26 protein-coding genes and 1 pseudogene are annotated in these 26383 nt (G+C 63.4%); 14 read left to right on the forward strand and 13 right to left on the reverse strand.

What is annotated here, in order from left to right:
• The first annotated feature begins 33 nt into the window (after positions 1 to 33).
• Positions 34 to 780 (forward strand): IclR family transcriptional regulator, encoded by a 747-nt coding sequence (locus HV796_RS21085; protein WP_175228477.1) that lies wholly within the window; start codon positions 34 to 36, stop codon positions 778 to 780.
• Between the two features lie 65 nt (positions 781 to 845).
• Here HV796_RS21085 and HV796_RS21090 read toward each other — a convergent pair whose 3' ends face one another.
• From HV796_RS21090 to HV796_RS21100, 3 genes are all read right to left on the reverse strand, one after another.
• Complete coding sequence (locus HV796_RS21090) at positions 846 to 2654, reverse strand: c-type cytochrome (protein ID WP_175228445.1); 1809 nt, start codon at positions 2652 to 2654, stop codon at positions 846 to 848.
• Between the two features lie 251 nt (positions 2655 to 2905).
• Positions 2906 to 3943, reverse strand: a complete 1038-nt coding sequence (locus HV796_RS21095; protein WP_175228446.1) for a lysylphosphatidylglycerol synthase domain-containing protein — start codon at positions 3941 to 3943, stop codon at positions 2906 to 2908.
• A 224-nt stretch (positions 3944 to 4167) separates the two neighbouring features.
• Positions 4168 to 5175, reverse strand: a complete 1008-nt coding sequence (locus tag HV796_RS21100; protein WP_175228447.1) for a ferritin-like domain-containing protein — start codon at positions 5173 to 5175, stop codon at positions 4168 to 4170.
• Positions 5176 to 5569: 394 nt separating this feature from the next.
• Between HV796_RS21100 and HV796_RS21105 the strand changes: the two genes are divergently transcribed.
• A complete protein-coding gene (locus HV796_RS21105; protein ID WP_175228448.1) occupies positions 5570 to 5947 on the forward strand; it encodes a DUF427 domain-containing protein in 378 nt (125 codons plus the stop codon).
• Positions 5948 to 6094: 147 nt separating this feature from the next.
• Here HV796_RS21105 and HV796_RS21110 read toward each other — a convergent pair whose 3' ends face one another.
• Positions 6095 to 6358: a hypothetical protein gene (locus HV796_RS21110; protein WP_175228449.1), complete on the reverse strand. Its 264-nt coding sequence runs from the start codon at positions 6356 to 6358 to the stop codon at positions 6095 to 6097.
• A 263-nt stretch (positions 6359 to 6621) separates the two neighbouring features.
• Between HV796_RS21110 and HV796_RS21115 the strand changes: the two genes are divergently transcribed.
• Complete coding sequence (locus tag HV796_RS21115; RefSeq protein WP_175228450.1) at positions 6622 to 7860, forward strand: MFS transporter; 1239 nt, start codon at positions 6622 to 6624, stop codon at positions 7858 to 7860.
• A gap of 67 nt (positions 7861 to 7927) precedes the next feature.
• Here the strand turns inward: HV796_RS21115 and HV796_RS21120 are convergent, their stop codons facing one another.
• Together HV796_RS21120 and HV796_RS21125 are read right to left on the reverse strand one after the other, a co-directional pair.
• Positions 7928 to 8518: a TetR family transcriptional regulator gene (locus HV796_RS21120; RefSeq protein WP_175228451.1), complete on the reverse strand. Its 591-nt coding sequence runs from the start codon at positions 8516 to 8518 to the stop codon at positions 7928 to 7930.
• 59 nt (positions 8519 to 8577) lie between these two features.
• Positions 8578 to 8958 (reverse strand): tautomerase family protein, encoded by a 381-nt coding sequence (locus HV796_RS21125; protein WP_175228452.1) that lies wholly within the window; start codon positions 8956 to 8958, stop codon positions 8578 to 8580.
• A 312-nt stretch (positions 8959 to 9270) separates the two neighbouring features.
• Between HV796_RS21125 and HV796_RS21130 the strand changes: the two genes are divergently transcribed.
• From HV796_RS21130 to HV796_RS21140, 3 genes are all read left to right on the forward strand, one after another.
• The gene (locus HV796_RS21130) at positions 9271 to 9642 is read left to right on the forward strand and encodes a GFA family protein (protein ID WP_175228453.1); all 372 of its coding nucleotides are present in this window, start codon (positions 9271 to 9273) and stop codon (positions 9640 to 9642) included.
• Between the two features lie 127 nt (positions 9643 to 9769).
• The gene (locus HV796_RS21135) at positions 9770 to 10510 is read left to right on the forward strand and encodes a response regulator (RefSeq protein ID WP_175228454.1); all 741 of its coding nucleotides are present in this window, start codon (positions 9770 to 9772) and stop codon (positions 10508 to 10510) included.
• Positions 10507 to 11829: a sensor histidine kinase gene (locus HV796_RS21140; RefSeq protein WP_246355963.1), complete on the forward strand. Its 1323-nt coding sequence runs from the start codon at positions 10507 to 10509 to the stop codon at positions 11827 to 11829. Before HV796_RS21135 ends, HV796_RS21140 begins: the two co-directional genes overlap by 4 nt.
• A 137-nt stretch (positions 11830 to 11966) precedes the next feature.
• Here HV796_RS21140 and HV796_RS21145 read toward each other — a convergent pair whose 3' ends face one another.
• The 3 genes from HV796_RS21145 to HV796_RS21155 all read right to left on the reverse strand — a co-directional run bounded on the left by HV796_RS21145 (position 11967) and on the right by HV796_RS21155 (position 14514).
• Positions 11967 to 12347: a DUF4148 domain-containing protein gene (locus HV796_RS21145; RefSeq protein ID WP_175228455.1), complete on the reverse strand. Its 381-nt coding sequence runs from the start codon at positions 12345 to 12347 to the stop codon at positions 11967 to 11969.
• A gap of 65 nt (positions 12348 to 12412) precedes the next feature.
• The gene (locus HV796_RS21150) at positions 12413 to 12742 is read right to left on the reverse strand and encodes a DUF4148 domain-containing protein (protein ID WP_175228456.1); all 330 of its coding nucleotides are present in this window, start codon (positions 12740 to 12742) and stop codon (positions 12413 to 12415) included.
• Between the two features lie 413 nt (positions 12743 to 13155).
• The gene (locus HV796_RS21155) at positions 13156 to 14514 is read right to left on the reverse strand and encodes an NAD(P)/FAD-dependent oxidoreductase (protein WP_175228457.1); all 1359 of its coding nucleotides are present in this window, start codon (positions 14512 to 14514) and stop codon (positions 13156 to 13158) included.
• A gap of 267 nt (positions 14515 to 14781) precedes the next feature.
• Between HV796_RS21155 and HV796_RS21160 the strand changes: the two genes are divergently transcribed.
• A complete protein-coding gene (locus tag HV796_RS21160; protein WP_175228458.1) occupies positions 14782 to 15204 on the forward strand; it encodes a hypothetical protein in 423 nt (140 codons plus the stop codon).
• Positions 15205 to 15444: 240 nt separating this feature from the next.
• The gene (locus tag HV796_RS21165; protein ID WP_175228459.1) at positions 15445 to 16467 is read left to right on the forward strand and encodes a zinc-binding alcohol dehydrogenase family protein; all 1023 of its coding nucleotides are present in this window, start codon (positions 15445 to 15447) and stop codon (positions 16465 to 16467) included.
• 72 nt (positions 16468 to 16539) lie between these two features.
• Here HV796_RS21165 and HV796_RS21170 read toward each other — a convergent pair whose 3' ends face one another.
• A complete protein-coding gene (locus tag HV796_RS21170) occupies positions 16540 to 17055 on the reverse strand; it encodes a VirK family protein (protein WP_175228460.1) in 516 nt (171 codons plus the stop codon).
• A gap of 303 nt (positions 17056 to 17358) precedes the next feature.
• Here HV796_RS21170 and HV796_RS45420 point away from each other — a divergent pair, with 303 nt between their 5' ends.
• From HV796_RS45420 to HV796_RS21180, 3 genes and pseudogenes are all read left to right on the forward strand, one after another.
• On the forward strand, positions 17359 to 17487 hold the full coding sequence (locus HV796_RS45420; protein ID WP_281369810.1) for a hypothetical protein: 129 nt from the start codon (positions 17359 to 17361) through the stop codon (positions 17485 to 17487).
• Between the two features lie 121 nt (positions 17488 to 17608).
• Positions 17609 to 18522: pseudogene (gene gcvA / locus HV796_RS21175) on the forward strand (transcriptional regulator GcvA).
• A 206-nt stretch (positions 18523 to 18728) separates the two neighbouring features.
• The gene (locus tag HV796_RS21180; RefSeq protein WP_246355967.1) at positions 18729 to 19472 is read left to right on the forward strand and encodes a hypothetical protein; all 744 of its coding nucleotides are present in this window, start codon (positions 18729 to 18731) and stop codon (positions 19470 to 19472) included.
• 49 nt (positions 19473 to 19521) lie between these two features.
• Here the strand turns inward: HV796_RS21180 and HV796_RS21185 are convergent, their stop codons facing one another.
• The 3 genes from HV796_RS21185 to HV796_RS21195 all read right to left on the reverse strand — a co-directional run bounded on the left by HV796_RS21185 (position 19522) and on the right by HV796_RS21195 (position 22817).
• Positions 19522 to 20454, reverse strand: a complete 933-nt coding sequence (locus HV796_RS21185) for a LysR family transcriptional regulator (RefSeq protein WP_175228462.1) — start codon at positions 20452 to 20454, stop codon at positions 19522 to 19524.
• 265 nt (positions 20455 to 20719) lie between these two features.
• Positions 20720 to 21880: a winged helix-turn-helix domain-containing protein gene (locus tag HV796_RS21190; protein WP_175228463.1), complete on the reverse strand. Its 1161-nt coding sequence runs from the start codon at positions 21878 to 21880 to the stop codon at positions 20720 to 20722.
• A gap of 190 nt (positions 21881 to 22070) precedes the next feature.
• Complete coding sequence (locus HV796_RS21195) at positions 22071 to 22817, reverse strand: SDR family oxidoreductase (protein ID WP_175228464.1); 747 nt, start codon at positions 22815 to 22817, stop codon at positions 22071 to 22073.
• Between the two features lie 304 nt (positions 22818 to 23121).
• Between HV796_RS21195 and HV796_RS21200 the strand changes: the two genes are divergently transcribed.
• The 3 genes from HV796_RS21200 to HV796_RS21210 are packed head-to-tail and all read left to right on the forward strand — an operon-like array spanning position 23122 to position 26365.
• Positions 23122 to 23964, forward strand: a complete 843-nt coding sequence (locus tag HV796_RS21200) for an HTD2 family dehydratase (protein ID WP_175228465.1) — start codon at positions 23122 to 23124, stop codon at positions 23962 to 23964.
• Between the two features lie 47 nt (positions 23965 to 24011).
• Positions 24012 to 25175: an acyl-CoA dehydrogenase family protein gene (locus HV796_RS21205; RefSeq protein ID WP_175228466.1), complete on the forward strand. Its 1164-nt coding sequence runs from the start codon at positions 24012 to 24014 to the stop codon at positions 25173 to 25175.
• A gap of 11 nt (positions 25176 to 25186) precedes the next feature.
• Positions 25187 to 26365, forward strand: coding sequence for a CaiB/BaiF CoA transferase family protein (locus HV796_RS21210; RefSeq protein ID WP_175228467.1), 1179 nt, complete (start codon positions 25187 to 25189; stop codon positions 26363 to 26365).
• Positions 26366 to 26383 lie beyond the last annotated feature (18 nt).

Below are 26383 nucleotides of genomic sequence, written 5' to 3' on the forward strand. Positions count from 1 at the left end.
GCTTCTGCATCCGATTCGGCTTCGGCCGGCCCAGTGTCACCGCGCGCGCGAGGTGTCGATCGGGTCGTCACGCTGCTCAGGCAATTGCATGTCGCGCGACGTCCGTTGACGATGCGCGAGCTGATCGAGTCGAGCGGTGCGCCGCGCTCGAGCGTCTACGAACTGGTGACGATTCTGACCGATGCGGGCTGGCTCGAAACGAGGCCGGACGGCAGCGTGTTTTTCGGCCGCGAGATGCATTACTACGGCGCCGACTATGCGGTGCATAACGATCTGATCAGCCGCGCCCATCAGGCGATTCTCGCGCTCGTGAAGATTCACGACGAGACCGCGCAACTCTGCATGCTAGAAGGCAACAAGTACACGGTGGTGTTGTCTGAGAACAGTGCGCGGCCGTTCAATATCAGTTCCGATATCGGCGTAAAGGTGCCGATTCCGTGGACTGCGACGGGGCGGTTATTGCTCGCGCATTTGAGCGCGGAGGCAATCCGCGCGCTGATTCCCGATGACGATTTCGTGCTCGACAACGGCACGCGCGTCGAATTTGGCGATTTTCTACGCGATGTCGAGCGCGCGGCGCAGCAGGGGTACTGCTGCACGGAAGGCCTGTCGCAGACCTTCCGCTGCTGCATGGCCGCGCCGATTCGCGACCGCTCGGGGTGCGCAGTCGCGGCGCTGTGCTTCATGACCGGGCGCGACACCCATGCAGCCAAATGCGCCGCGATGCTCGACGATCTGATTCGCTCGGCGAAGGCGTTGTCGCAGACTGATGGGTGGTGAACCGCGCGACAGGTTGCGCGCTTCGCCGTCACTGCTGGCGGTTGCCCATGGGACCATCAACCGCATCAATGCGACTGATGCCCCAACGCCCAGACATATGCCGCCACCGCCTTCAGATCGTCCTGTGACAGTTGCACGCCGCCCATCGGCGGCATCACGCCGTTGTGTTCCTTCGGATGCGGCACGCCGTTCGTGATGGTCTGCTGGATGCCGGACAGGCTGCCGTCACTCCACAGCCATGTGCCGGCCGTCAGGTCCGCACCGATGCCGGAGCCTTTGCCGTCCGAGCCGTGGCAGCCCGAACAGGTCGCCCCGCCGACCTGGCCTGCGAACACACGCGCGCCGAGCGCGACCTGCTGCGCCGATGAACCCCGCGGCACAGGCAAGCCGGCGGCGGCTTTGCCGGCGTCCGGGTGGATCCCTTCAGGCGGTAGCTCCGAGTTCGACGAAGACTGCGCGCCCGGCGGCTTCGCGGCTGCCGCGACCGGCGCATCCGGATTGCCGCCGCGATAGGTGACGCGCCAGATGCGGCCATGCACGTCGTCGGAAATAAAGAGCGCGCCGTCGTGTGCGACCACCAGACCGGACGGACGGAATGCGGCCTGACCGGGTTCCTTCACGGCGCCCGCGAAGCCATCTGCGAAGACCACGAATTGACCGGCGCTGGCCTTGCCATGGTGGAACGGCTGGAACACCACGTTATAGCCGCCTTGCGGACCGGGGGCGCGGTTCCACGAACCGTGAAATGCGACGAACGCGCCGTCATCGTACGCATGCGGAAACCGGGCCGCGCCGCTCGTTGCTTCATAGAACACCATGTCGTTCGGCGCCCAGTGGCCAGGGAACCACGCGACCGGCGCGGTGCGCCCGCTGCACAGGCCCACCTTCGTGCCATCGCCGCCATATTCCGGGGCGAGCACCAGCTTTTCTTGCATCTGATCGAAATAGCATTCGGGCCAGCCATAATCCGCGCCCTGTTTCAGCTCGACGATCTCTTCCGCCGGCAGTTCCTGCCCATGTTTTGCGTCATAGTGTTCCGGCCAGTCCTCGTGAAGCTGATCGCGGCCGTGCTGCGTCGAAAAGATGCGGCCGGCGCCATCGAGCGCGATCCCTTCGCCGTTGCGGATGCCGCTCACGTAGCGCTCGGCCGGCGAAAACGTCTGATCGGCCTTGTTCGCGTCATATCGCCAGATGCCACCGCGTGTTTCCTTCTCCACGCAAGGCTGATCGCCCGGCGAATGAGGCGTGCGATTCTGCTGCTCGCATGCGTTGGTCGCCGAGCCAAGATCGACGAGCAGGTCGCCCTTCGGCGTGATCGCGAACGGATGCATCGGATGGTCGCCGGTCGTCGGCAAGCCCGATACGACGACTTCGCCGTTGCCGGAGGGCGCGACGTCGCCGGGCTTGAGCGCGTAGCGCATGATGCGATCGTTGCTTTCGGCGTAGATCGCGTGGTTGTAAAACGCGATGCCGGTGCCGCCGTGGCTGCCTTCGGCCACGCCTTCGCCGAAGCGCTGGACGACTTCCGCATGGCCGTCGCCGTTGGTGTCTTTCAACGCGACGAGATAGCCGCCCGGTGGCGGCGTGTTCACCTTGTAGTAGCGGCCGCTCCAGGTATTCACATACAGCGTATCGTCCGGGCCAACCGCCATTTGCCGCACATGGCCAAGGTTGTCCGCGACGACCGTCGCGCAGAAGCCGGGCGGCAACGTGATGCCGGTTGCTTCGTTATGGCAGGTCTGCGTGCTTTCGGCTGCGCTGACCGGCGGCACGATATGCGCCTTGGGCGCGAGCGCCAGCGCGAGGACAGCAACGCCGATTGCGGCGGCGAACCGCGCGAGGGAACGAACGGAAGACGCATACGTGACGCGCATTGAGCGGTCTCCTGGGAACGGTGGCGAGCGGGACGGCGGCGGGTGCGCACACGTGCATGGGCTGCGCCTGATTTCATGTCGCGCTTGAGTGGCTTCGCACGCGTGTGCGTACTCGGGCCGCGTGGCTCGTGCCGGCGGCAGCGTGCAATGAACTAGGAAGATCCTTCAAAACGAACTCGGCCGAACGAGTATAGGCGATAGTTAAGTGAACGTGGAAGAACGCGCGGATTGATGCGAAATCGCCGTCGGCGTTAGTCTTTGAGGCCGTCCGCATCGGCGCCTGCGTGGTCGCCTGCTGCGATTGTGCCGGCTGCGGCGCCCGTGCCCGCGACGCGCGATTCCGCGATTTGCCATGCAAGCATGCCGGGTACGAAGATCACCAGATCGCGCACGCGCCGGGCGCCGGCAAGTGCAAGACAGGTGGCGGGTTCGAGACCGAGTATGCCGCCGATCAGCAGGAAACCGCCTTCCTGCACGCCGAGCGCGGCCGGCACGAAGAACGCGGCGCTGCTTGCCGCTTGCACCAGTGAATCGATCACGAACGCCTTCACGAAGCTGACAGGCGTGCCGAAGAAATGCAGCGCAAGCCAGATCTCGAGTGCGGTGCCGCATGCCTGCAGCGGTTGCCAGATCAGCAGGTAGCGCAATATGACCGCGCGATGACGCCAGATGTGCTTGATCGTTTCGTCGATGCCGGCGGATTTGCCGACCAGTTCGGCGAGCTTGCCGCTCGCGATGCGATCGAGCACGCGCATCATCCGTTCGAAGGGGTTGGCATGCTGGATCAGCGCGAATATCGCGAACGCCGGCGCAATCACCGCGATGCCCCACGCGAGGTCGCTGACCACGCGCAGCGTGGCCGAGTGCACATGCGCGAACAGGTAGCCGATGCTGAGCCCCGCGAATATCAGCTGGCTGATGACGGTGAGCTGCATATCGACGATCAGGCTGGCGGCGGCCATTGCTGACGGAAAGCCGATCTTCAGAAGCAGCCTGAACGTGGCAAGGTCGCCGCCGATCCGTACTACGGGCAACAGGCCGTTGATCGACTCGCGAATCCAGATCAGACCGAGCAGCACCGGGTATCGCGGTCCGCGCGTTCCGAGCATCAGCGTCTGCCATGCGCGTGCGTTCGCAATCATGTGCAGCACATGCGCAAGCGCGGCCACCACCAGCCCGACGGCCGAGGCGCGCACGAGGGATAGCACCGCATCCGGGTCATCCCGCGACACGAGCCATAGCGCGATCAGCAGTCCCGCAGCGGCGGCGACACGGCCGAGATTCCGCATCGCGCGGCCCCCGACCATCGCCACCGGAAGGCGGCGCCGGAGGCGCTTGCGCGGCCGCGGCGCTGGCTGGCCGTGAGACCCGGATCGCACCATGCGCGGTAGTCGCATCGTTCGCCTCGTGTGGCCAGACGTGCGTGCACTGGTTCGAGCGCCGCGGGGCCGATTCAGGACGAAGCGACCGCCCGGCCTCTCGAGCGAGATTCAGCGACGTGTCAACGACTCATTCATTCATGATGGCGCTTGCGCATGAACCGCAACGCGAAGCGGGTGACTCTCGGCATCGTCTGCGGCCGCAGCAGACGCTCGTCGTAGCCTGCGAAGCGGCGATGATTCTCTTCGAGACACAGCAGCGCAAGCTCGCGCACGCTGATGTCTTGCGCCGACATCGATTGTGCGCCCGTTACCGTGAAGTTGTGATCAACGGCCTGTTCGTTGCCGTCCGCATCGAGCGAGCGGGCGATGCCGACGCGCTCCCACGCGAGAAACACCCAGACCGCCGCGACCTTCAGTTCGAAACGGATACGCTGCCACCAGCGCAGATTCGCGCGATGCCAGGCGACCCAGTTCGCGAACAGCAGGATATGCCGGCATTCCTCCTGCATCACCGGTTCGAAGGTGTCGACCAGCGCGGGCGGAAAAAAGCCGGAGCGCCGGGCGACCTCGAACAGCCCGAAGGCGAAGAAGCTGTCGATGCATTCGCTATAGCCGGTGACGAGATAGGCCCATTCCGGATCATCCGGATACGCATACGGCGCTTCGTTCGCAAGTTCGATGCCGTAGGCACCCACCATGCGCGACAGCACTTCCTTGTGGCGGTGCTCTTCCCATGCGTTCAGCGCGAGCGCATCGCGCACGTCGGTGTCGTCGACGGTGCTTGCATAGGCGGCCATGCGCAGGCGCGCCTTGCCTTCGGTTTGCACCGCGATGTCCCAGATCGGCAGCGACGTCAGGCGTTCCAGCGCTGTCGGCTCGAGCTTCGGCCAGTCCAGCACCGCGGGCCGGTAGGGGTTGAACGTCTCGCGAAACATGCGGCACATCTCGCGCTTGTGCGTCTCCGAGCCTGGCGTGAGTGGGCCGCTGATCTTGCTTTGCCAGTGCACCGATTTGCGCGTTGCAGCGTCGAGTGCCGCTGCGACATGCTCGCCGCCTTGCTGCGGTGGCCTGAAGCCGGGCACCAGTTGCGCCGCGTCGAAAGTGTCGAGAATGTGATGATCGAGAACCTGGTTGTTCATGCGTGAGACTCCCCGCTTTGATCTTGATGGCCGTCAATCGTCCGCGCGCGGCGGATGACGCATGGTAAAGCGGCTTGGTATTTTGCGTCCACGAAGCTTGCCGCGCGTCGTGCCGGAATCGTTTGGAATTTGCACTGCTGATTGCTTACTCCGCCTGGCCGTCGCGCATTCCGGCACCATTCATATGATTTGTTTTGTGCCCGGAGCCTTCTCAATTTGACCGTTGGCGTCCGCTTCGCGACGAAACGGACATCGGCGATTTCGCATACACGTTCAACATGACAACGCGCGGCCGGAAAACCTCACACGTATGCTGGTTTTCGGATCGGTATAGGATGGCCGCTGGTCGCCATCAGGCGATTGCGCTGCGCTTTGTTCCTTCAATGAGGTCGCCATGCAAAAAACGGTGAAGATTCCCGGTCCCGATCATCCGATCACGGTAACAAAGAGCCCGTCGCACGTTGTGGTCGTTGTGGCAGGCAAAGTGATCGCCGATACGAAAAACGCGCTCGTGCTGCGCGAAGCCGCCTATCCGGAGGTGCTTTATATCCCGCGCGAAGACGCGGACATGGCCCAGTTCGAGCGGACCGCGCACGCAACGTACTGCCCGTACAAAGGCGACTGCAGCTACTACAGCCTTCCGGCCGGCGGCGAACAGTCGGTCAATGCGGTCTGGACCTATGAAGACCCTTATGACGCGGTGAGCATGATCAAAGGCCACCTCGCGTTCTATCCGGACCGCGTCGACGCGGTCCAGATTCACCCGAACTGATCGGATCGCCCGGCGAGGATGACGCGCGCCGCGCGCTGTTGTGTGCGGGGTTGTGTGCGGTATTTCCGGCTGGATACCGAATTTGCTTGCGGCAAGAAAGGTGGCGCGCGAGTGCGGCTGCTCACCGCGCGCGGCGGGCAGTACGCGTTATTCCGGGCGCGGCAGCGACAGCATCGGCGCGAACGCTGCCGGCAACCACGGCTGCCATGCCCGCATCATCTCTGCCCACAGCACAAGCGGCGTGGCGAATGCAAAGACGTTGGGCTGCAGTAGCCATCGCGCAGCCGCGTCGAACGAAGGCGTCGCGGTGATATGAATCGTCACGACCTCGCCATTCCTTTCAGGCAGGTCGCGCCGGGTCAGTTCGACATCGATCGTCGGAAAGTGCGCGGTCAGTTTCGTGTGATCCATCTTCAACCTCCATCCGTTGTGCGTTCGCCGATCAACTAGTCTACCGCCCTGCGATTGGCGCAGCTAGCGCGCGCCTGTCACGCACACGAGGCATTCATGCATACCGCGTTCCATTGAGCTTGCGCAATGGGCTGTTCCGATGCCGGCAGGGAATAGCGGCAAGTCGAGGGGTGTTCTGTTGTCGGTGCAAATGCATCGATCGCGTCGCTTGCCGCATTCCGACTATTTTGGAAATGCGGCATCCCTATTATGGACATCCGCACATGAGAGACACCCTCGAGGCGGCTCAGCCGTCTGCCGAAAAGGACCGTGTATCGCCATGGCTCATCCTGCTGCTGGCCTTTTCCTGCGGCCTGATGGCGGCCAACGTGTACTACGCGCAGCCGCTTGCCGGATTGATCGGCGCCGCGCTTGGCGTGGCGAAGGGTGCGACCGGGTTGATCGTCACGATGACGCAGATCGGCACGGGCGCCGGCATGCTGTTTGTCGTTCCGCTGGGTGACCTGTTCGAAAGCCGGCGTCTTGTGCTGACGCTACTGTGCGTCGTCACGCTAGGACTGCTCGGCGCCGCGCTGTCGCAGCACGGTGCGCAGTTTCTGATTGCCGCGTGTCTGATCGGGCTGGGCAGCGTTGCGATTCACGTTCTCGTACCGTACGCGGCGCATCTCGCGCCGGAGCGGATTCGCGGGCGCGTAGTGGGCAACGTGACGAGCGGCGTGGTGCTCGGCATCATGCTGGCACGACCCGCGTCGAGTTTCGTTACTCAGATATCGTCGTCGTGGCATACGATTTTCTATTTGTCGGCCGCGCTGACTGTCGCATTGATGGTGTTGCTTGCGTTCGCACTTCCGAAGCGCGAGCCGCTGTCGAAGCTGCGCTATGTCGAGCTGCTTGCTTCAATGCGGCATCTGCTGCTCACGCAACCCGTCGTGCGGCGCCGATCGATCTATACCGGCTGCCTTGCTGCGGCGTTCAGTCTCTTCTGGACAACGACGCCGCTGCTGCTCGCCGGACCGGCGTTCGGAATGTCACAAGGCGGCATTGCGCTGTTTGCGCTGGTTGGGGTCTCGGGCGCGATCGCCGCCACGGTGTCGGGCAGCCTGGCGGATCGCGGCTGGACGCGCCCCACTACCGCCGTCGCGATGCTGGCTGTGTTCGCCGCATTCCTGCTGGCACGGGTGGTGCAGCCGGGCGCGCCGCTGTCGCTCACGTTGCTGGTCGTGGCGGGCATTGTGCTCGATTTCGGTGTGGCGTCGAATGTGTCGCTCGGTCAGCGCGCCATTTTCGCGCTTGGCGCGCAGTTCAGATCGCGCGTCAATGGCATCTATATGACGACGTTCTTTGCGGGTAGCGCGATCGGTTCCGCATTGGGCGGATGGTCGTACGCGCAGGGTGGGTGGCGGCTGACCTCACTCGTCGGTCTCGCCTTTCCGCTCGTTGCGCTCATCTACTTCGCGACTGATCGCGAACATTTCGTGAAACGCGAATCGCCGGTGCCCTGACGGTTCGGGGTGAATGTTCGTGATGAACCGACGACAGCGCGCGGTGTGCCGCGTGAGTGGCCGCTATTTACGCGATGTCCGCGTGCAGCGCTTCCCGAGCCGATGCGAGGATTTCATCGGATAGTGGATCGTCGCGCACCGCGCGCGCCAGCGTCAGCGCGCCGATCAGCATCGATAGCCGGGCGATTGCCCGTTGTCGCACCTTTCTCGAACGCCGCGCACTCGAAAAAGACATCAGCACGTCGATCATCGAGCGGATGCCGCGCAGATAGGCGCCGCGAATCGGCTTGTCCGCGGCTTCGCGGCCAACGTCGACCGCGAACCCCGCGGCCGCGCATGACAGGCCCGGCCGATCGCGCTGCGCAGGATTCAGATAGTGCTTCGCGAGCGCATCGATAAGCGACTGTTCATCGGCGCCATCCCTGGTCAGCGCACGCCAGCGGGTGACCGATTCCTCGAATGCCTGCGCACAGGCAATCGCGGCGAGTTCGTCCTTCGATTCGAAATGGCCGTAGAACCCCCCGTGCGTGAGGCCCGCGGTCGCCATGATGTCGACCACCGATACGCCATTGAGCCCATGCTCCTTGAACAGACGCGCGGACGCGGCCTCGATCACGGCACGGTTTTTATCGGCTTGTTCGCGGGATACGCGCGGCATGAGCATTCTCCAGAAAGGATGCCGTTAGCATAACGCAGTCTGCGCGTCAGCGTGTTGCATTACGTATATTGTGCGATGCCATTTCCGAACGACCAGTTTTCCTTCGCAACTTCGACGAGGTTGATAAACACGTCTTCGCGACGCAGGCCGATGCGGGCATGTAATCCATCTGCCAGCGCTTTGTAGAACGCACGTTTCATGTCGACGTCGCGCCCCGCATTCAGCGTGATCTGCACGATCACGCAGGCGCGCGAGCGGCTAATGCCCAGATAGATCGGATCGGCGATGAAATCGCCGGGCTTGTGCTCGCTGATCACCATGAAGCGGTCATTCTCAGGCACGTTCAACGTGGAGGTCATGGCCTTGTAAACTTCGTCCGCAATCGCGCTGCGGTATTCGGAAGGTTGACCTTCGACAAGGTCGATGCGTACGAGCGGCATAATCGTTTCCTCGATGGGAGCGGTGCGCGTGTTGGGTCGCGTACTACGTATTCCGTTCGTCCATAATAGATGACGACGGAAATTTATTCAATAAATGATTGTCGTAAGGTATTTTTCAGGGGGACGGGAGCGCGGGGTAGGCGTGTGGTCGACACGCCTTAGCCACTGCCAGTTTGCGAGACGAATCGCGTGAGAGCGGGCCGTCGCCGCGAGTCTTGCCGCGAATGTACAGTGGGATACACATTGGCAACGTTGCGACATCATGCGGCATAGCCGGCATGCGACGCTTCGGCTCAACCGATGGAGTACGAAATGACAACGACCACCTATACGGGATCGTGCCACTGCCGCAAGGTCAGATTCGAGATCGATTCCGCGATCACGCCCGCGCTGCGTCGCAACTGCAGCCTGCGCCGGCGCCGGGGCGCGCTGATGACACCGACCTTTGCGCAGGCCAACCTCCGTATAATCAGCGGCAGCGACGACCTCGCCGTCTACCCGTTCAACACGCGTGAGGCCAGGCATTTTTTCTGCTGGCACTGCGGCGTTTATCCGTTTCATCAGACGCGGAAGGACTGGGGTCTATGGCGCGCCAATATCGGCTGTTTGCATGGAGTAGATCCTTATGCCCTTGACGCGACCGTCAACGACGGTGCCGGCATTAACCCTGCCGGTGACGTATGAACCGTCTCTTCGCATCGCTGTGCCTGATCTTCAGCCTGGCGGCGGCCGAGCTGGTACGCCCATTGAGTTGCGCGTGCGCGTACTCCGAGATGCGGGTGAAGCCGCGCAACCGGACAGGGGCGGCTAAATGGAGAAAGTCGAGCACGTGCTGATTGTCGACGACGACCGGGAAATTCGTGAGCTGATCGGCACCTACCTGCAAAAGAACGGCGCAAGGGTGTCCAAGGCGTCCGGCGGTCGCGAGATGTGGGCTGTGCTGGCTAACGAGCGGCCGGACATCATCGTGCTGGACGTGACGCTGCCCGGAGAAAACGGGCTGGCGCTGTGTCGGGATCTGCGGGCCGGACAGTGGCGCACGATTCCGATCCTGATGCTGACGGCGCTCGGCGATGAAACGGACCGCGTGGTGGGTCTCGAGGTCGGCGCGGACGACTACCTCGTCAAGCCGTTCGCGGTTCGCGAGCTGCTCGCGCGCATTCGCGCGATTTTGCGCCGCTCGCGTATGGCGCCGCATGGCTTCGAGCGTGCGGAATCGCCGCAGTTTCTGCTGTTCGGGGAATGGAAGCTCGATACGATCGGCCGCCATCTACTGGACAGCGAGGGCACGATGGTCGCGCTGAGCGGCGCGGAGTACCGGCTGCTGCGTGTATTCACCGATCACCCTCAGCGCGTGCTCACGCGCGACCAGCTATTGACGCTGACACAAGGGCGGCAGACCGAGCCATTCGACCGGTCGATCGACCTGCTTGTGAGCCGGCTGCGGCAGCGCCTCAAGGACGAGGCCAAAGACCCGCGCTACATCAAGACCCTGCGCAACGAAGGCTATGTGTTTTCGGCTGCGGTGACGCCACAGGAAGGCAACTCGTGAACGTATCGGCTTGGTTCAGAGGTCCGCGCACGCTATTCGTGCGCTTGACCCTGATCTTTTTCGCGGGCCTTGCCGTCGCGCAGTTTCTTGCGTTCTGGGCGACGATGTCCGAGCGCAATGACGCGCAGACCGCGTTCATGATAAGCAACCTCGAACGTGACGTCGCGACCGCGGTCGCGCTGCTCGACCGGGTGCCGGCCGCCGAGCGGCCCGAGTGGCTGCCACGGCTGATGCGCCGCAATTACAGTTTTCTGCTCGGTCCCGGCGTCGGCGGCGCGCCACCCGATGCGAAGCTTTCCGAGCAGATCGCCGCGGCGATCGAACGCAGCATCGGCACGCGCTTTCCGGTTTCGGTGAATGCGGTGCCCGATACGCGGGAGCATCTGCAGGCGCACTTGCGATTGAGCGACGGCTCGCCGCTCACGATCGATATCCGTCCCGTCGCGCGAATTCCGCTGTCGTACTGGCTGCTGGTGGTGCTGGTCATCGAACTCGTGGTGATCGCGCTATGCGCGTGGCTCGCCGTGAGGCTGGCGACGCGGCCGCTTAACCAGCTCGCAATGGCGGCTGACACGCTCGGCCCCGACATGACCACGACCCGGCTTCCGGAAACCGGGCCTGCCGAAGTGGCGCGCGCGGCAAAAGCGTTCAACGCGATGCAGGGCCGTATTGGCCAGTACATGAAGGAACGCATCCAGATTCTCGCCGCGATCTCGCACGACCTGCAAACGCCGATCACACGGATGCGCATTCGCACCGACCTGCTCGACGACGAAGCCGAGCGGAGCAAATTCCAGCAGGACCTGACCGAAATGGAAACGCTGGTGCGGGAAGGTGTGGCATACGGACGGGCGCTGCATGGCGCGGCGGAGGCGCCGCGCCGTGTCGATCCGGATGCACTGCTCGAAAGCCTCGTGTCCGACTACGCCGATGCCGGCGCGAAGGTGACGCTGTCCGGTTCGATCGGCGCGCCGATCGTCACGCGTCCGGTTGCGTTGCGCCGCATTCTTGCCAATCTGCTCGATAACGCGGTCAAGTTTTCCGGTGCCGGGGAGTTGAAGGCGGATGTGTCAAACACCATGCAGATTACGATCAGCGTGCTTGATCGCGGCCCCGGTATTCCGCCGGACCAGCTCGAGACGGTATTCCAGCCGTTCTTCCGGCTTGAAGCGGAAGGCCAGCCGCGCATCGGCGGCAACGGGCTGGGTCTCGCGATCGCGAAGCAGCTTGCGCTGGCAATGAACGCGACGCTCGAGTTGAAGAATCGCGCGGACGGTGGGCTCGAGGCCACATTGGTACTGGAAAGGCCCATTGGTTAGGCCGGATTGCAGCAGCGCTTCTTCCTACGCACAGTCAGACAGGCCCTTCCGAGGTCTTGCGGAAACGACAATGCCTGCACCCGTTCCGGCGTGCAGGCATCACGTGCGGCGGCGGCTGCAGGGTGCGGTCAGACTGGTTAGCTGCCAAAGAAGATATTGCAATAGCTGACCGGGCCTACGCACGTTTGCGAAGGCTTCGAGTACGGCACGTGCTTGCCGGAATCCGATTTGCCAGATTCGGACATGCCGCCGACGGCGTTGTCCGTTTGCGTAGCGGCGGCCGTGTTGGCGGGACTCGTGGTGTCCCCGGTCGCCGCGACATTGGCTTCGGCAACCTGAATGTCTTGAGGATAGCGCGCGTCGGCGGCGGTCAACGGGTTGTAGCCCGCCTGTTCAAGTTGAACCAGTTCGGCGCGCACTTGCGCGCGAGTGAGACCCTGGTCCGCGCTTTGTGCGAAGCCCAAAACCGGAGCCGTCAGTGCGGCCGCGGTGACCAGAAGAGTGGCGATCGTTTTCATGATGGCATTCCCAATAAGTTGAGTGAGTCGCTATTGCGCGGCGCTGGCTTCAGTCGACGACCGGATTAGCCGCCGACGTACGGGTTGCAGAAGCTGACCGGGCCGACGCAACTCGCCGGGTTGATCGCGGTGTGATGGCCCGTCTGGCTTGTGCCCGCCATGCCGGCGCCGACGCCGCTATCGTTCTGTTGTTGCATGCGAGCGACCTGTTGCGCGTAGATCGGGCTGACGTCCGGATACGACGCGTCGGTGACGAAGCGCGAACCGTTGTTCTCCGCCTGGATCAGTTCCTGACGCACTTCAGCGCGCGTCTTTTCCCCGGCCGATGCGCTATTGACGATGCCAAACGATGTGAAGGCGATCAAGGAAAGGCCGATAAGCATTTTCGCGTTCATTTCGAATTCCTAAATAGAGTGAAAAGAATGTTCCGTCTCGTTGATGCGAACATTGGCTGTTCGCGTTTTATTCCCACTGGTCCGGCCGCGTCGCGGTGCAAGCGTCAGGCGTTACGAGAAGCAAAACACCGTATCGTCTGAATTTATTCCCGTATTCACTCGCGAGCATTGGGCTGCGTGCTACGTAGTGACAAACAAGGCGAATCCTTTCTTTATTCCCACTTTTTTCAGAGAAGGGCATTCGGCGCCGGTGGAAGCGCTGGCGGAAAGGACGGTGGGGCGACTGATTGCGGCGTGGGGCCAGTGACGAAGCGGCCCGGGGGGGGGGGCGGCGCCGCCATGCGCAACGCATGGCGGCCGCAGGAAGGCCGATTTGCGCCGCTTGCGCACAATCGGCTATGGACGGCGACCGACTAGGAAGAAGTGGCCTGCTGTTGCAACGCCTGTACCCGTTGCTGGAGTTCCTGCGTATACAGCAGATTGCCGGGCTTCAGCAGATGCCGGACTTCGACCATCAGCCGGTGAAGGTCGGCGTCCTGCACCGCAAGCTGCATGATGGCCGCCTGATACTCGGCACTCTGTTGCATGTCGGGTGGCCGGATGCCAGTCGTTTCCGGGTACGCGAGGTCGATCGACGCGGCTGTCCGCCACGGCGTATTCGCCAGTTTTTCAATACCGTCGAGAAATTCCGGCCCGATCGTTTCCAGCGAGTCCGACTCGCCGTCGGTGCCCGCGAGCAGCGTGTGCAGCAGCTGCGCCTCCTTCGCGGCGACCGTCATGCCCTGGCCGAACATCGGATTGATGTTGCAGGCGGCGTCGCCGATCGGCAGCAAGCCGACGGGGAAGTCGGGGATGCTCGTAAAGTGGCGTCGACGGCTCTCGGGGTAACCGTAACGGATGACCGGCGTTTCCCGGCGGCCTCTACGCAATGCATCGCCGATCGTGCGCGTCGGCAGACCGTCGGCGAAGGCGAGAAACGCGTCTTCTTCGGTCGGCGGCAGGTCGCCGAAACGGCCGCCCACCACGACGTCCCAGAGGCCGTTTTCGCGTACCGATAGCAGACCCATGCGGCGTTGCTTCGGGGCTTTCCCAAACGAGATCACCAATTTGCAGTCCGGCTCTGCGCCGGGCGCAAACGTGTAGATGGCGGAACCGTAGGTAATGTCCGCGCCGATCACGGTTTCCTCGGGCATCGGGCGGCCGGTTGCCTTCAGGAACGCAAGCGTGGGCATGCCGCGTCCGCTTGCATCGACGACCAGCGTCGCGCTTGACGTGTCGTGCCTGCCTTCGAGCGTTTCGAAGCGCACGCCCGCGACGCGATCGTTCTCATCGGCAACGATTTCGATCACACGGCACTTATCGCGCAACACGACGTTCCGCCGCGTTAGCAACTGCTTGCGCAATTGCGTTTCGAGCAGTGGCCGTGACAACAGGTACGTGTAGACGTCCAGCTTGCGGCGCGGCAGTTCAGGTGTACCGGCCATCTCGAAGCGGACATCCGCGCCCACATCGGACTTTTGCGCGCCGGCCGCGAGGAGATGAGCCTCGAGGCCGGGAAACAGTTCGGAAAGCGCGGCCGAGCCGCCGGAGAGCAGCCCGTGAAGATGCCGGCCTTGTGCGACACCCGGCCTCGGACGCGCGTCGGCAGGCAACGGGTCGCGCTCGAGCACGGTCACCTGTTCGAAATAAGGGGAAAGCGCCGCTGCCGCAGCCAGGCCGCCGACGCCCGCGCCGATCACGATCGCGCGTTGTTCAGAAAAGCGATTTTTCATTCCGGCTCCATGGATCAATCAATGAGTCGATCAGCAACACGAAAGGCCGATCCGCTGCTGATGTAACACCCATCGGGCGGGCTTATTCCTCGCTGACCGTGCTACGACATCCTATGCATCGGCGTGAATTTCGCTGCGGATCGGCTGCCTGCGAGCCCGATGCGATCGAGTGAACGCCTGGGTGCAGTGCCGATCCGAGACGTCGGATAGAATGATTTCCCTTACATCGCGGTATCGTCGTTGAACGGGTGGGAGTGCAACGCGAACATGGAAGGTAATTGGAAGTTTCAGCTAAGAATCATGGTGTCCGCGCGCCTCGCGGCGCTGTTGCGCGGCGACCCTTCATGCGCGGCGCACCCGGCGCTTCACGACGTGCTGCACGGGTATGGTGCGTCGATGATGTGCCTGTACGACTCGTTCGCCGAATATGTCGACGAGGCAGAGCGCGTCGGGCCGGAGAACTATCCGCTCTACGAGTGGACGCGGGACACGATCGAAAACCCCGAGAAGAAGGCGAGGTACCTGGAAACCTTCACCGTCTACGTCGGTGACGAAGCGGTCTACGACCGGCACGTTGCCGATTCGCTGCAGACTGCGCTGTCCCGGCTGGTTGATCACGCGGAGATCAAGGGCGTTGCGCGTGTCGATACGAATCCGGCGAACCGGCAGCCACCCGCAACCCGGCAATAAAAAGGATGCGACGCGGCTTTTTGCACCGCATGCGTGAAAGCGCACACGTCCAGGTTCGATTCGCCGAAGTCACGTACCATTCCTGACGCGCGTGCCACGCGGCGACCGGCTGTCGTTCGGCACAGGCCGTGGCCGGCGATCAGCGTGTGGGTGAACATTGTGTGACAGCAGTGCGCCCGTTGCCGCCATCGATGCATGCGCACGCCTGACGAAAACAATCTGAATTCCGGAGAAACACAGATGAAAGCAGTGGGTTATTACGAGCCTCTCGCCATCACCGAAGCGAAGGCGCTGATCGATCTCGACCTGCCGGACCCGCAATCGGGCGAACGCGACCTGATTGTCGAGGTTCGCGCGGTATCGGTGAATCCGGTCGACACCAAAGTGCGCAAGAGCCGCAAGGCGGAAGGCAACGCGCCGGTGGTGCTCGGTTGGGATGCAGCGGGCGTCGTGCGCAGCGTCGGTTCGAAGGTCACGCTATTCAAACCGGGCGATCGCGTCTGGTACGCGGGCACGCTGATGCGTCCGGGCACCAACAGCGAACTGCATGCTGTCGATGAGCGCATCGTCGGACGCATGCCGGACAGTATCGACTTCGCGGCGGCTGCGTCGTTGCCGCTGACAGCGGTGACCGCGTGGGAAATGCTGTTCGATCGGCTGCAAGTGCCGACGCTCGGCGACGCGGCCACCGGCGGTGTGTTGCTGATCGTCGGCGCCGCGGGCGGCGTCGGCTCGATCATGGTTCAGCTGGCGCGCAAGCTGACCGGACTGACCGTGATCGGCACCGCGTCGCGCCCGGAAACGCAACAGTGGGTGAAGGCGTTGGGCGCGCACCATGTGGTCGATCATACGAAGCCACTGGCCGCGGAGATCGCCCGCGTCGGCATTCGCGAAGCGCAATACGTCGCGTCGCTCACGCATACCGACCAGCATTTCGCGCAGATCGTCGAGGCGCTCGCGCCGCAAGGACGGCTCGGCCTGATCGACGACCCGGACATGATCGACGTGCGGCTGCTCAAGCGCAAGAGCGCATCGCTGCATTGGGAACTGATGTACACGCGCTCGATCTTCGACACGCCCGATGTGATCCGGCAGCACGAGATTCTGTGCAAGGTGGCCGAGCTGGTCGACAGCGGCATGCTCAAGACCACCACGGGCGAGCATTTCGGCAAGATCAACGCTGAGAATCTGCGGCGCGCGCACCAACTGCTCGAAAGCCATCGTGCGAAGGGCAAGATCGTGCTCGAAGGCTTCGGGCAATAACGGGCGCGCTGTGTTCGCTTCGTTGCGTGTGCAACGTTCCTTGCATGCTGCATGCAGCGCTTAGTGTGCCGGCTAGTGTGCTGCTGTTGCAACGAAGCGAATGCCCTGGTTGATCGTGCAACGATACGAGCCGCGCGACTGTGCGGTGTCGGCTCCCTGCGCGGCGAACGCGGCGTCGATGGTCACCGTGTTGTCCGGCGTCACATGGTAGCGAACGTATTCGGTTACCGGATGATTCTTCGGGTCGAGCGTTCGATGTTCGTCGATGAACGCGATATAGCGGCCGTCCGGAATCAGCCAGGCGTCGATGCGCATACCGCCGCGTAACGCCGGACCGGGCTTGCCGCTTTCAATGGACGTACAGCGGCTCAGATCGAGACGCACGTTGACGATGCTCCCGCCATCGGCCAACGCATGCTCCAGCGCGGTGTAGTCCGCAAGCGCGCCGGCGGGATTCGCGGCGCGTGCGCTCTCGCCGGGCACGGCCAGTGCCGCGATCAGCGCGATGCCCGCAACGCGCGTACAGACGGCGAACCTCGTGAATCGACCCGTGTTCAGGCTTCGTTGCTGAGCCGGTTGGCAGAACATGGTGTGTATCCTCCTGATTAGTGGTTACATGCGGGAATAGACGCGCGAATCGAGGCACGGCCGGATGTCGTGATTTCGCCTTGGTTCAACACGCGTACCCACAGGTTTATTCCTTCTTGTTCCTTCCCGGTGCGCCGCGGCGGAACGCGCAACCATTGCATGACCCCCCTATACACGCGTATGCGTGCGCTAAGCCGATGAACGACCGGACGACACTCACCGATGATGGTTGGGGTCGAAAAGGACGTCTAAGCTTGGTTCATCGGGCCTCAAATCCGGGGCACGCGTGGTTTGGGGGTTGTCATGCTGAACGTTCTGCATCACTGGATCTACATCGGAAGCAACGCATACGACGAGTACACATTCGTGCCGTGGCTGAACAAGAACGTGTACAGGCGCACGGTCGAACTCAGCCGGATCTGCATCCAGTAAGCGCGCCGGCCGCGCGCGTCGCGTGACACGTCGTCCGCGCGCGATCGATGGGCGTGATTGACTGGACTTGAGCGGACTGTCAACATGAAGCGCTTCTGCACAACGAGACTCCACTCTTCGCATGCGCGCGCCTCAACACCTGAATGCGCTGCGAGCCTTCGAAGCCGTGGCGCGCCACCTGAGCTACGTGGGCGCAGCCGACGAATTGCACGTGACCCCGGCGGCCGTCGGGCAATTGATACGCGGCCTCGAAGAGACGCTCGACGTCGAGCTCTTTCATCGCGCCCCGTCGGGTCCGTCGCGGCTCATGCTGACCGATGCGGCACGGGCCGTGATCCCCGATCTGCAGGCCGGCTTCGATCTGCTGTCGACCGCGGTCGAACGGCTCAAGGCGAGCAAGGCGCGCATCACGATCACAGTCACCGTGCCGCCCGCGTTCGCTCACAAGTGGTTTTTGCCGCGCGTCGAACGGTTCCAGCAACGCCACCCTACTACGATCTGCGCATCGATACGAACGGTCAGCTCGTCGATTTCACCGCGGACCGGGTCGACGCGGGCATTCGTTATGGCGCCGGGCACTGGCCGGATCTCGATGCGACTTTCCTGTTGCGCGACGAGTACTTTCCGGTTTGCAGTCCGGCGCTGCTCGCCGGTGCGCATCCGCTGCGCGCGCCGCAAGACCTGACATTCCATCCGCTGATTCACGATACGTCGATGCGTGCCGCGCCGGTATTTCCGACCTGGCGGTCGTGGCTGCGGTGGGCGAAGTTGCCGGAACTCGTCGACTGCGATCGCGGTTTGCAGATCAACGATTCGGCCGCGGCGCTGCAGACCGCAATCTCGGGTCTCGGCGTCGCGCTGGGGCGCACGACGCTGGTGGAGCGGGATCTGGCGGAAGGGCGCCTGGTGCGTCCGTTCGGCGACGCGCAAAGCTGCGAGCTTGCCTACTATGTGGTGCATCGGAAAGAAAGCGCCCAGACGCCGCCGATCATTGCGTTCAAGGAGTGGCTGATCGACGAAGCGAGCCGCCACTAGCCGGCGCGCGGCTGCGGCATCGGTGCTGCAAAGGCGGCGGTCTTCCAATAGACTGTGCGCTGCGCGCAGTTGCCGAAGCGGACCGAGGTTCCGGACCGGGACCCAGCAACCCGCGCGTGAGGCGCCGGCGCAACGAATCGCAAGGTGCGCGATGGCGCCTCTTTTGTCAGAACATCCAGATAAAAGCGGGGGGCGCGTTGCAAAGGGTGATCCATATACGGCCATGGCCTTATTTCGCGGCGCTTGCGCTGACGCTGATGTTTTATGCGAACAACGTTGCCGCGCAACACAAGCCCGATACCGCGTTCCACAGCGACGACCCGGTTGCCGTGCGCGCCGCGCTGACCGGCAAGCCGGAAGACGCGGGTAAGCGTTCCATTGCCGCCCGGCTGCACGATCTCGTCGCCGCGCTTCCGCATCGCGCGTCGCATCGCGAGGCCGCGTCCAGCGTCGATCCCGAGGAGCGCAGCTTCGTATTCGTCGTGAACGCGCCGCTCGGCATCCTTTACGAGTCGCGCACGCATCTCCTGAAAGTGGACGTGCCGCTCGCCGATGACGAACGGCCCGGCTACATTGTGCTGAAGAAAACCGTCACCGGATCGAGCGGCCGGCGCCTCGTGATCGCGCCTGATGCGAAGGCGAAAGGCTACGTTCAGACCATCGACCGCATCGAGCTCGAAACCGCGGGCAAGCGCGCCACCGCGCACGGCCGGCTCAGGTTGTCGCAGTCCGCGTTCGCGGCGGCGAACGGCGATTTCGCGATTGCGCTGGTGTGTCATCTGGTGCCGCCGTATCTGACCGACCGGCACGATCATCAGGACCCGACCGACGATGAACCGACCGACATCACAACGCGAACCTCGACGCTGTATGCCAATGTCGATGAAGTCTGGCTGATCGATGTCGGTGACGGCAGTGTGCTGTCGACGAGTCTGCGCCTGACGAAGTAGCCCGTGGCCTCGCCGGGTTGACCGCGAGGCGACCGCGTCAGCTGCGTCGTTACGGTGCGCCGGGCGAGCCGCGCACCGCGAGCTTTTCCACGAGGAACTCGACGAACGCGCGCACCCGCGATGACAGATGCCGCGCATGCGGGTATAGCAGAATGAACGGCCGCGAACGGCCGCCCTTGTCCTTCAACACCTCGACAAGCCGCCCTTCGCGCAAATCCGCGTCGACCACAAACCGGTAGGTCTGAAAGAGGCCGGCGTCGTGGCGCGCAAGCGTCGCGCCGGCCAACACGTCGCCCGATGCGCCGTAGCCGCCGTGCGGCACCAGTTCGAGTTCTTCGCCGTTGTCGTTGAAAATCCAGGGCACCGGACGGCCGCTGCTCGGCAACTCGAACTGGATGCAATCGTGCATCTGCAACTCATCGATCGACTGCGGCGTACCCGAGCGCTTCAGATAAGCGGGCGACGCGACGATCACGAGCTCCGCGTCTTCGAGCTTGCGTGCGATCAGGTTTGAATCGACTGGCGCCTTGCCGCGAATCGCGAGGTCGAAGGCTTCATCGGCGAAGTCGATGTTGCGGTTGCTGAGGTGCGTGTCGACCTGCACGTTGGGAAAGCGCTCACGAAACTCGGCGAGCAACGGCAGCACGCGATAGTGCCCGTACGGCGTCGGCATGCTGATGCGCAGCAGGCCGCCCGGCGCGGTCTGCTGACCGGTCACTTCGCGCTCGGCGTCGACCAGCTGGTTGAGCGCCGAGCGGCATTGTTCGAAATAGTGGCGCCCGGCATCGGTCAGGCGGATCTGGCGCGTCGTGCGTACGAAGAGCCTTACGCCGAGCCGTTCCTCGAGTCGCGCAATCGAGCGGCTGACGGCCGCTGGCGTGACGCTCGCGGCGGTCGCGGCGAGCGTGAAGCTGCCGAGCTCGGCGGCCAGGCAAAAGAGTTCGATGCTGCCCAGCAGAAGGTCGTCGAATTGTCGCTGCATCGCAGAGTGCCTCGGGCTTTGCATTCGGGTGTACCGGGTGTCCGAGCTTACCACTTGGCCGACGTGGCGCTACCGTCGACCGCCAGCACAGCGCCGGTCGTGAACCGCGCATCGGTCCAGATAAAACATCGCGTCGACGATATCCTGCTCTTGCCCGTTCTCGCAGCCGCAACTGCCCGCTAACGCGACGGTCGTGCTGGTCGTGACTGCGCAGAGGGAGCGGACGCGTTGATCGCGGGTCGCCCCGCGTCAGCTCGGGGAAGCGTCACGACGCAAACTGGAATTGTTCGAAGCCGTGCAGCCCGTTTTCGATCGCGGCCTTGAGCGGTTGCCGTTTGCGCGTGCCGATCCAGCTCCATTGCTGGATCTGCAGCGTGCGGCGCTCGCGGTCGGCCTTCAGGTCGAGCGCCGCGACAATCTCGCCATCGACCAGCACGGGCAACGCAAAGTAGCCGTATAGGCGCTTTTCTTTCGGCACATACGCTTCGAAACGGTGCTCGTAGCCGAAAAGCAGATTCAGCCGTTTGCGCTGGATGATCAACGGATCGAACGGCGACAGGATATGCACGCCTTCCACTTGTTCGGGCATCTCGTCCAGCGTTTGTGGCGTGGCCCAGTGCTCGATCTTGCCGGCGCCTTCGATGGTCACCGGCACGAGCAGCCCCTTTTTCACGCGCATGTCGATCGCCGCGCGTACGAGCGGCTTGCGCTTCGCGTTCAGGTGGCACACGGAATCGAGGCTTACCACGCCTTGTGAGCGCAATGCACGCGCTAGCAGATAGTCGGTCGTCTCCTTTTCGGTCGCCCGCTTCGGCGGCCGTTCCCAGTCGAAGTGCCGCTCGATCAGCTCGTAGGTCTTCAGCATGCCGGAGCGTTCGCTGACGGTCAGCTTGCCGATAAAGAACGCGAGTTGCAGCGCGCGCTTCGACGGCTTGCGGCTTGCCCACGGGTGGTCTTTTTCGACCGGGATGTCGTCGTCGATGTCGCGGATCGACAGTGCGCCGTTCTTGCGAATGCGCGCGATCACCTTGCGCAGGTCGGCCGGCGTGACCGAATTGAACCAGGTTTTCGGCGTGGTCTGATGCAGTTTCATATCCGCGAGGTAGTACTTGAGATCGCGGGTCGGTACGTACGACAGCGCATGCGTCCAGTATTCGAAGACCGTCTTGTCGACGCTTTGTGCTTGGTACAGATGCTCGCGCCGGTAGGCGGGGATGCGGTTCCACAGAATATGATGGTGGCAACGCTCGATGACGTTGATCGTATCGATCTGCACATACCCGAGATGCTCGATCGCGGCCACTGTGGCGCTGGCATCGGCTCCGAACGGCTCCGGCGTATCGAGCCGCTGCGCGCGCAACCAGATGCGCCGCGCGCTGGCTTGGGTGAGGGTGGCGGGAGCGGGCGTGGCGGACGTACGCGGCATGATCGTTTGACGGCGATTCGGGTTGAGCGAGAGTCGGAGAGTCAGAGTGTCGGTTGAGCATGCCGATTTTACGCAAAACACCGCCGCCGCGTGCAGCGTGCTCGCGGCGACGGTGTTGCAGTGCGGTGTACCGATTGATGAACCGCCGCGGCGCGGCGAACGGACTGGTTGCATCCGCAACGGTGTTGTTCTAGATCTGCGTGAACCCTCCGTCGACGACGAGCTCGGCGCCCGTGATGTACGACGCGTCATCGCTTGCGAGAAAGAGCGCCGCTTTCGCGATTTCGGCGGGTTCGCCGAGCCGCTTGAGCGGCACACCCGCTTCCAGTGCCGCCGCGGTTTGCGACACCCGCTCGGCTGACAGACCCAGCTTGCCGTGAAACGGCGTCGCGATCGGGCCGGGGCTCACCGCGTTCACGCGGATGCGGCGCGGCGCCAGTTCCGCGCCGAGCGAGCGCACGAGGGAGCGTACCGCGGCCTTCGTTGCGGAGAGGATGGACAGCCCCGGTGCGCCGACTTCATTGAGGAAGGACGTGGTGACGATGACCGCGCTACCCGACGACAGATACGGCGCGGCCTTCTGCACCGTGAAGAAAAGGCCTTTAAAGTTCAGCGCGAACTGCTCGTCGATCTGCTCGCTGGTGACCTCTTCGAGCGGCGCGGCGGTCGCGGCGCCGGCATTCGCAAATACGATGTCGATGCGCCCGTATCGTGTCACGACCTCGGTGATCGCGGCGTCGATGTCGGCGAGGTGGCGCAAGTCCGCGCGGATCGCGAGCGCGTCGTGGCCGAGTTCGACGGCCGCGCGGGTCAGGCGCGCCGGGTTTGTGCCGACCACGGCCACCTGTGCGCCTTCGTCACGAAACAGTCTGGCGGTTTCCAGCCCGATGCCCGACGTGCCGCCGGTGATTAAAACAACCTTGTCCTTCAGCTTCATTCTGCTTCTCCATTCGTTAGCGGGAAACGAAAGTGCATTGCGCTTTCGGTGAAAGCACTATCGTTTTTGCGGCCGTTTGCGGCAAACGAGAAGAAATCAGCAACCGGGATAGAAAAGCTTTTGCGCCGCGCCGGGGGAATACAGCGGGGCGGCACGGCGAGGGAACGCGTGCGCGTGATCGGCGTCTCACGCAGAAACGGCATTAACAAAACCCGAACGCGACCTTAAGAAATAACAACTTCGAAAAGCCGCGCGCGCGGTGCATAGTGGTTACCAAACCCGCATACAGGCCGGAGACACAGCAATGCCTCAATCGAATCCGTCACTCGACACCTGGGTCGGACGCAGCGAATCGCACGACGACTACCTGTCCGCATTTCCCGTCACCGCGCTCGCGGCCACGCTTGAGCGCGCGGTCCCGCCCGGCACCATTCCGCCGCTCTGGCATTGGTTGTACTTTCTGCCGGTCGCGCCGCTTTCCGATGTCGGCCCGGACGGCCATCCGAAGCGCGGCGGCTTTCTGCCGCCGGTCGCCTTGCCGCGACGCATGTGGGCGGGCGGGCGCCTGACGTTCCACGCGCCGCTTGAAGTGGGTGGGACCGCGACGCGCACGTCGACGATCGAAAAAGTGGACGAAAAGACCGGCCGTACCGGCAAGCTCGTGTTCGTCACCGTTTCGCACAGCGTCGCGCAGGCCGGGCGCGTCGCGATCGAAGAAGAGCATGACATCGTCTATCGTGATCCGCCGCAGCCGGCGGAGGCGAGCAAGGTGCCCGAGCGGGCGCCGGATGGCGAACACTGGAGCCGCACGATCCATCCCGATCCGGTGATGCTGTTCCGCTACTCGGCGCTGACCTTCAACGGCCACCGGATTCACTACGACTACCCGTATGTGACGAACGAAGAGGGCTATCCGGACCTGGTCGTGCATGGGCCGCTGATTGCGACTTGCCTGATCGACCTCGTGCACCGCGAGCAACCCGCGGCCGTCGTGCGTCGCTTCGAATTCCGCGCGCAGCGCCCGACCTTCGCGAATCGTCCGTTCACCGTATGTGGCGTGCCGTCCGCCGATGGCAAGACCGTCGAGCTATGGGCCAAGGACCACGAAGGCTATCAGACGATGCGCGCGACCGCGCAACTGGCGTGAGCGCTGCCGCCGCGCCTGACTTCCAACCGATTTCCTGTGATTCGATCATGCAGACCACTCATTCCGATTCATTCACCGACATCCGCGAAGCGGTGCGCGATTTGTGCCAGCAGTTTCCCGCCGAATACTTCCGCAAGATCGACGAAGCGCGCGGCTATCCTGAAGCGTTCGTCGATGCGTTGACCCAAGCCGGCTGGCTCGCCGCGCTGATTCCGCAGGAATACGGCGGCTCGGGCCTGGGCCTGACCGAGGCGTCGGTGATCATGGAAGAGATCAACCGCGCGGGCGGCAACTCGGGCGCTTGCCATGGACAGATGTACAACATGGGCACGCTGCTGCGCCACGGTTCGCAGGAGCAGAAGCAGCGCTACCTGCCGAAGATCGCGAGCGGCGAGTTGCGCTTGCAGTCGATGGGCGTGACCGAGCCGACCACCGGCACCGACACGACGAAGATCAAGACCACCGCGGTGCGGCGCGGCGAACGCTATGTCGTGAATGGCCAGAAGGTCTGGATTTCACGTGTGCAGCATTCGGACTTGATGATCCTGCTCGCGCGCACCACGCCGTTGTCGGATGTGCAGCGCAAATCCGAGGGGATGTCGATTTTTATCGTCGATTTGCGTGAAGCAATCGGCCACGGAATGTCGGTGCAGCCGATTGCGAACATGGTCAATCACGAGACCAACGAGCTGTTCTTCGATAACCTCGAAATTCCCGCGGAAAACCTGATCGGCGAGGAAGGCAAGGGCTTCAAATACATCCTCGACGGACTGAACGCCGAACGCACGCTGATCGCGGCCGAATGTATCGGCGACGGCTACTGGTTTGTCGACAAGGTGTCGCAGTATGCGAAAGAACGGATCGTATTCGGCCGGCCGATCGGGCAGAACCAGGGGGTGCAGTTTCCGATCGCGCGCTCGTTCGTGAACGTCGAGGCGGCCAGCCTGATGCGTTTCGAAGCGGCGCGCCGCTTCGATGCGCAGGAGCCGTGCGGCGCGCAGGCGAATATGGCCAAGCTGCTCGCCGCGGATGCGTCGTGGGAAGCGGCGAACGCGTGCCTGCAGTTTCACGGCGGGTTCGGCTTTGCCAGCGAATATGACGTCGAACGCAAGTTCCGCGAAACGCGTCTGTACCAGGTTGCGCCGATCTCGACGAACCTGATTCTGTCGTACGTGGCCGAGCATATCCTCGGTCTGCCGCGTTCATTCTGATGGAGCCGATCATGCGACCTCTCGACGGTATCAAGGTCGTGACGCTCGAGCATGCGATTGCCGCGCCGTTCTGCACGCGGCAACTCGCGGACCTCGGCGCACGCGTGATCAAGGTGGAACGCCCCGGCGCCGGCGACTTTGCGCGTGGCTACGATGAGCGCGTGAACGGGCTGTCGTCGCACTTCGTGTGGACCAACCGCTCGAAGGAAAGCCTGACGCTGGACGTCAAGAACCCGGACGCGTCGGCCATTCTCGCCGCGTTGCTCGCCGATGCGGATGTGCTGGTGCAAAACCTCGCGCCGGGAGCGGCCGACCGGCTCGGGCTGGGCTACGACACGCTGTCGGCCGAGCATCCGCGGCTGATCGTCTGCAATATCTCCGGCTATGGCGACAACGGACCGTATCGCGACAAGAAGGCCTATGACCTGCTGATCCAGAGCGAAGCCGGCTTTCTGTCGGTCACGGGTTCGCCCGACGCGCCCGCGAAAGCCGGCTGCTCGATCGCGGATATCGCGGCGGGCATGTACGCGTATACGAACATCCTGAGCGCGCTGCTGTTGCGTGGCCGCACCGGCAAAGGCTGCCGGATCGACGTGTCGATGCTCGAGAGCATGGTCGAGTGGATGGGGTATCCGATGTACTACGCGTTTGAAGGGCAAACGCCGCCCGCGCTGTCCGGCGCATCGCACGCGACCATCTATCCGTACGGTCCTTTTATGGCCGGCGATCGCAGAACCGTGATGATGGGCCTGCAGAACGAGCGCGAATGGCGGCTCTTTTGCGAGGACGTGCTTGGTCAGCCGGAACTCGTGACCGACGAACGCTTCTCGTCGAACTCGAAACGCAGCGCAGCGCGCGATGCGTTGCGCGAGATCATCGAGCATGCGTTTTCCAGCATGAGCGCGGCGCAGGTGATCGAGCGGCTCGACAAGGTGGGCATTGCGAACGCGCAGATGAACGCGATGCAGGATGTCTGGGCGCATCCGCAATTGAAGGCGCGCGAACGCTGGCGCTCGGTGCGCACGCCTGCCGGCGAGGTCCCGGCGCTGCTGCCGCCGGGCGTCCCTGAGAACTTCGTGCCACGCATGGATGCGGTGCCCGCGCTCGGCGAGCATACCGATTCGATCTTGCGCGAACTCGGCTACGACGCGGCGCACATTGCTGCGCTGCGCAGCGCGAAAGCAATCTAGCGGATACGCCGCGTTGAA

Source organism: Paraburkholderia humisilvae, from assembly GCF_902859855.1.
Classification (GTDB): Bacteria; Pseudomonadota; Gammaproteobacteria; order Burkholderiales; family Burkholderiaceae; genus Paraburkholderia; species Paraburkholderia humisilvae.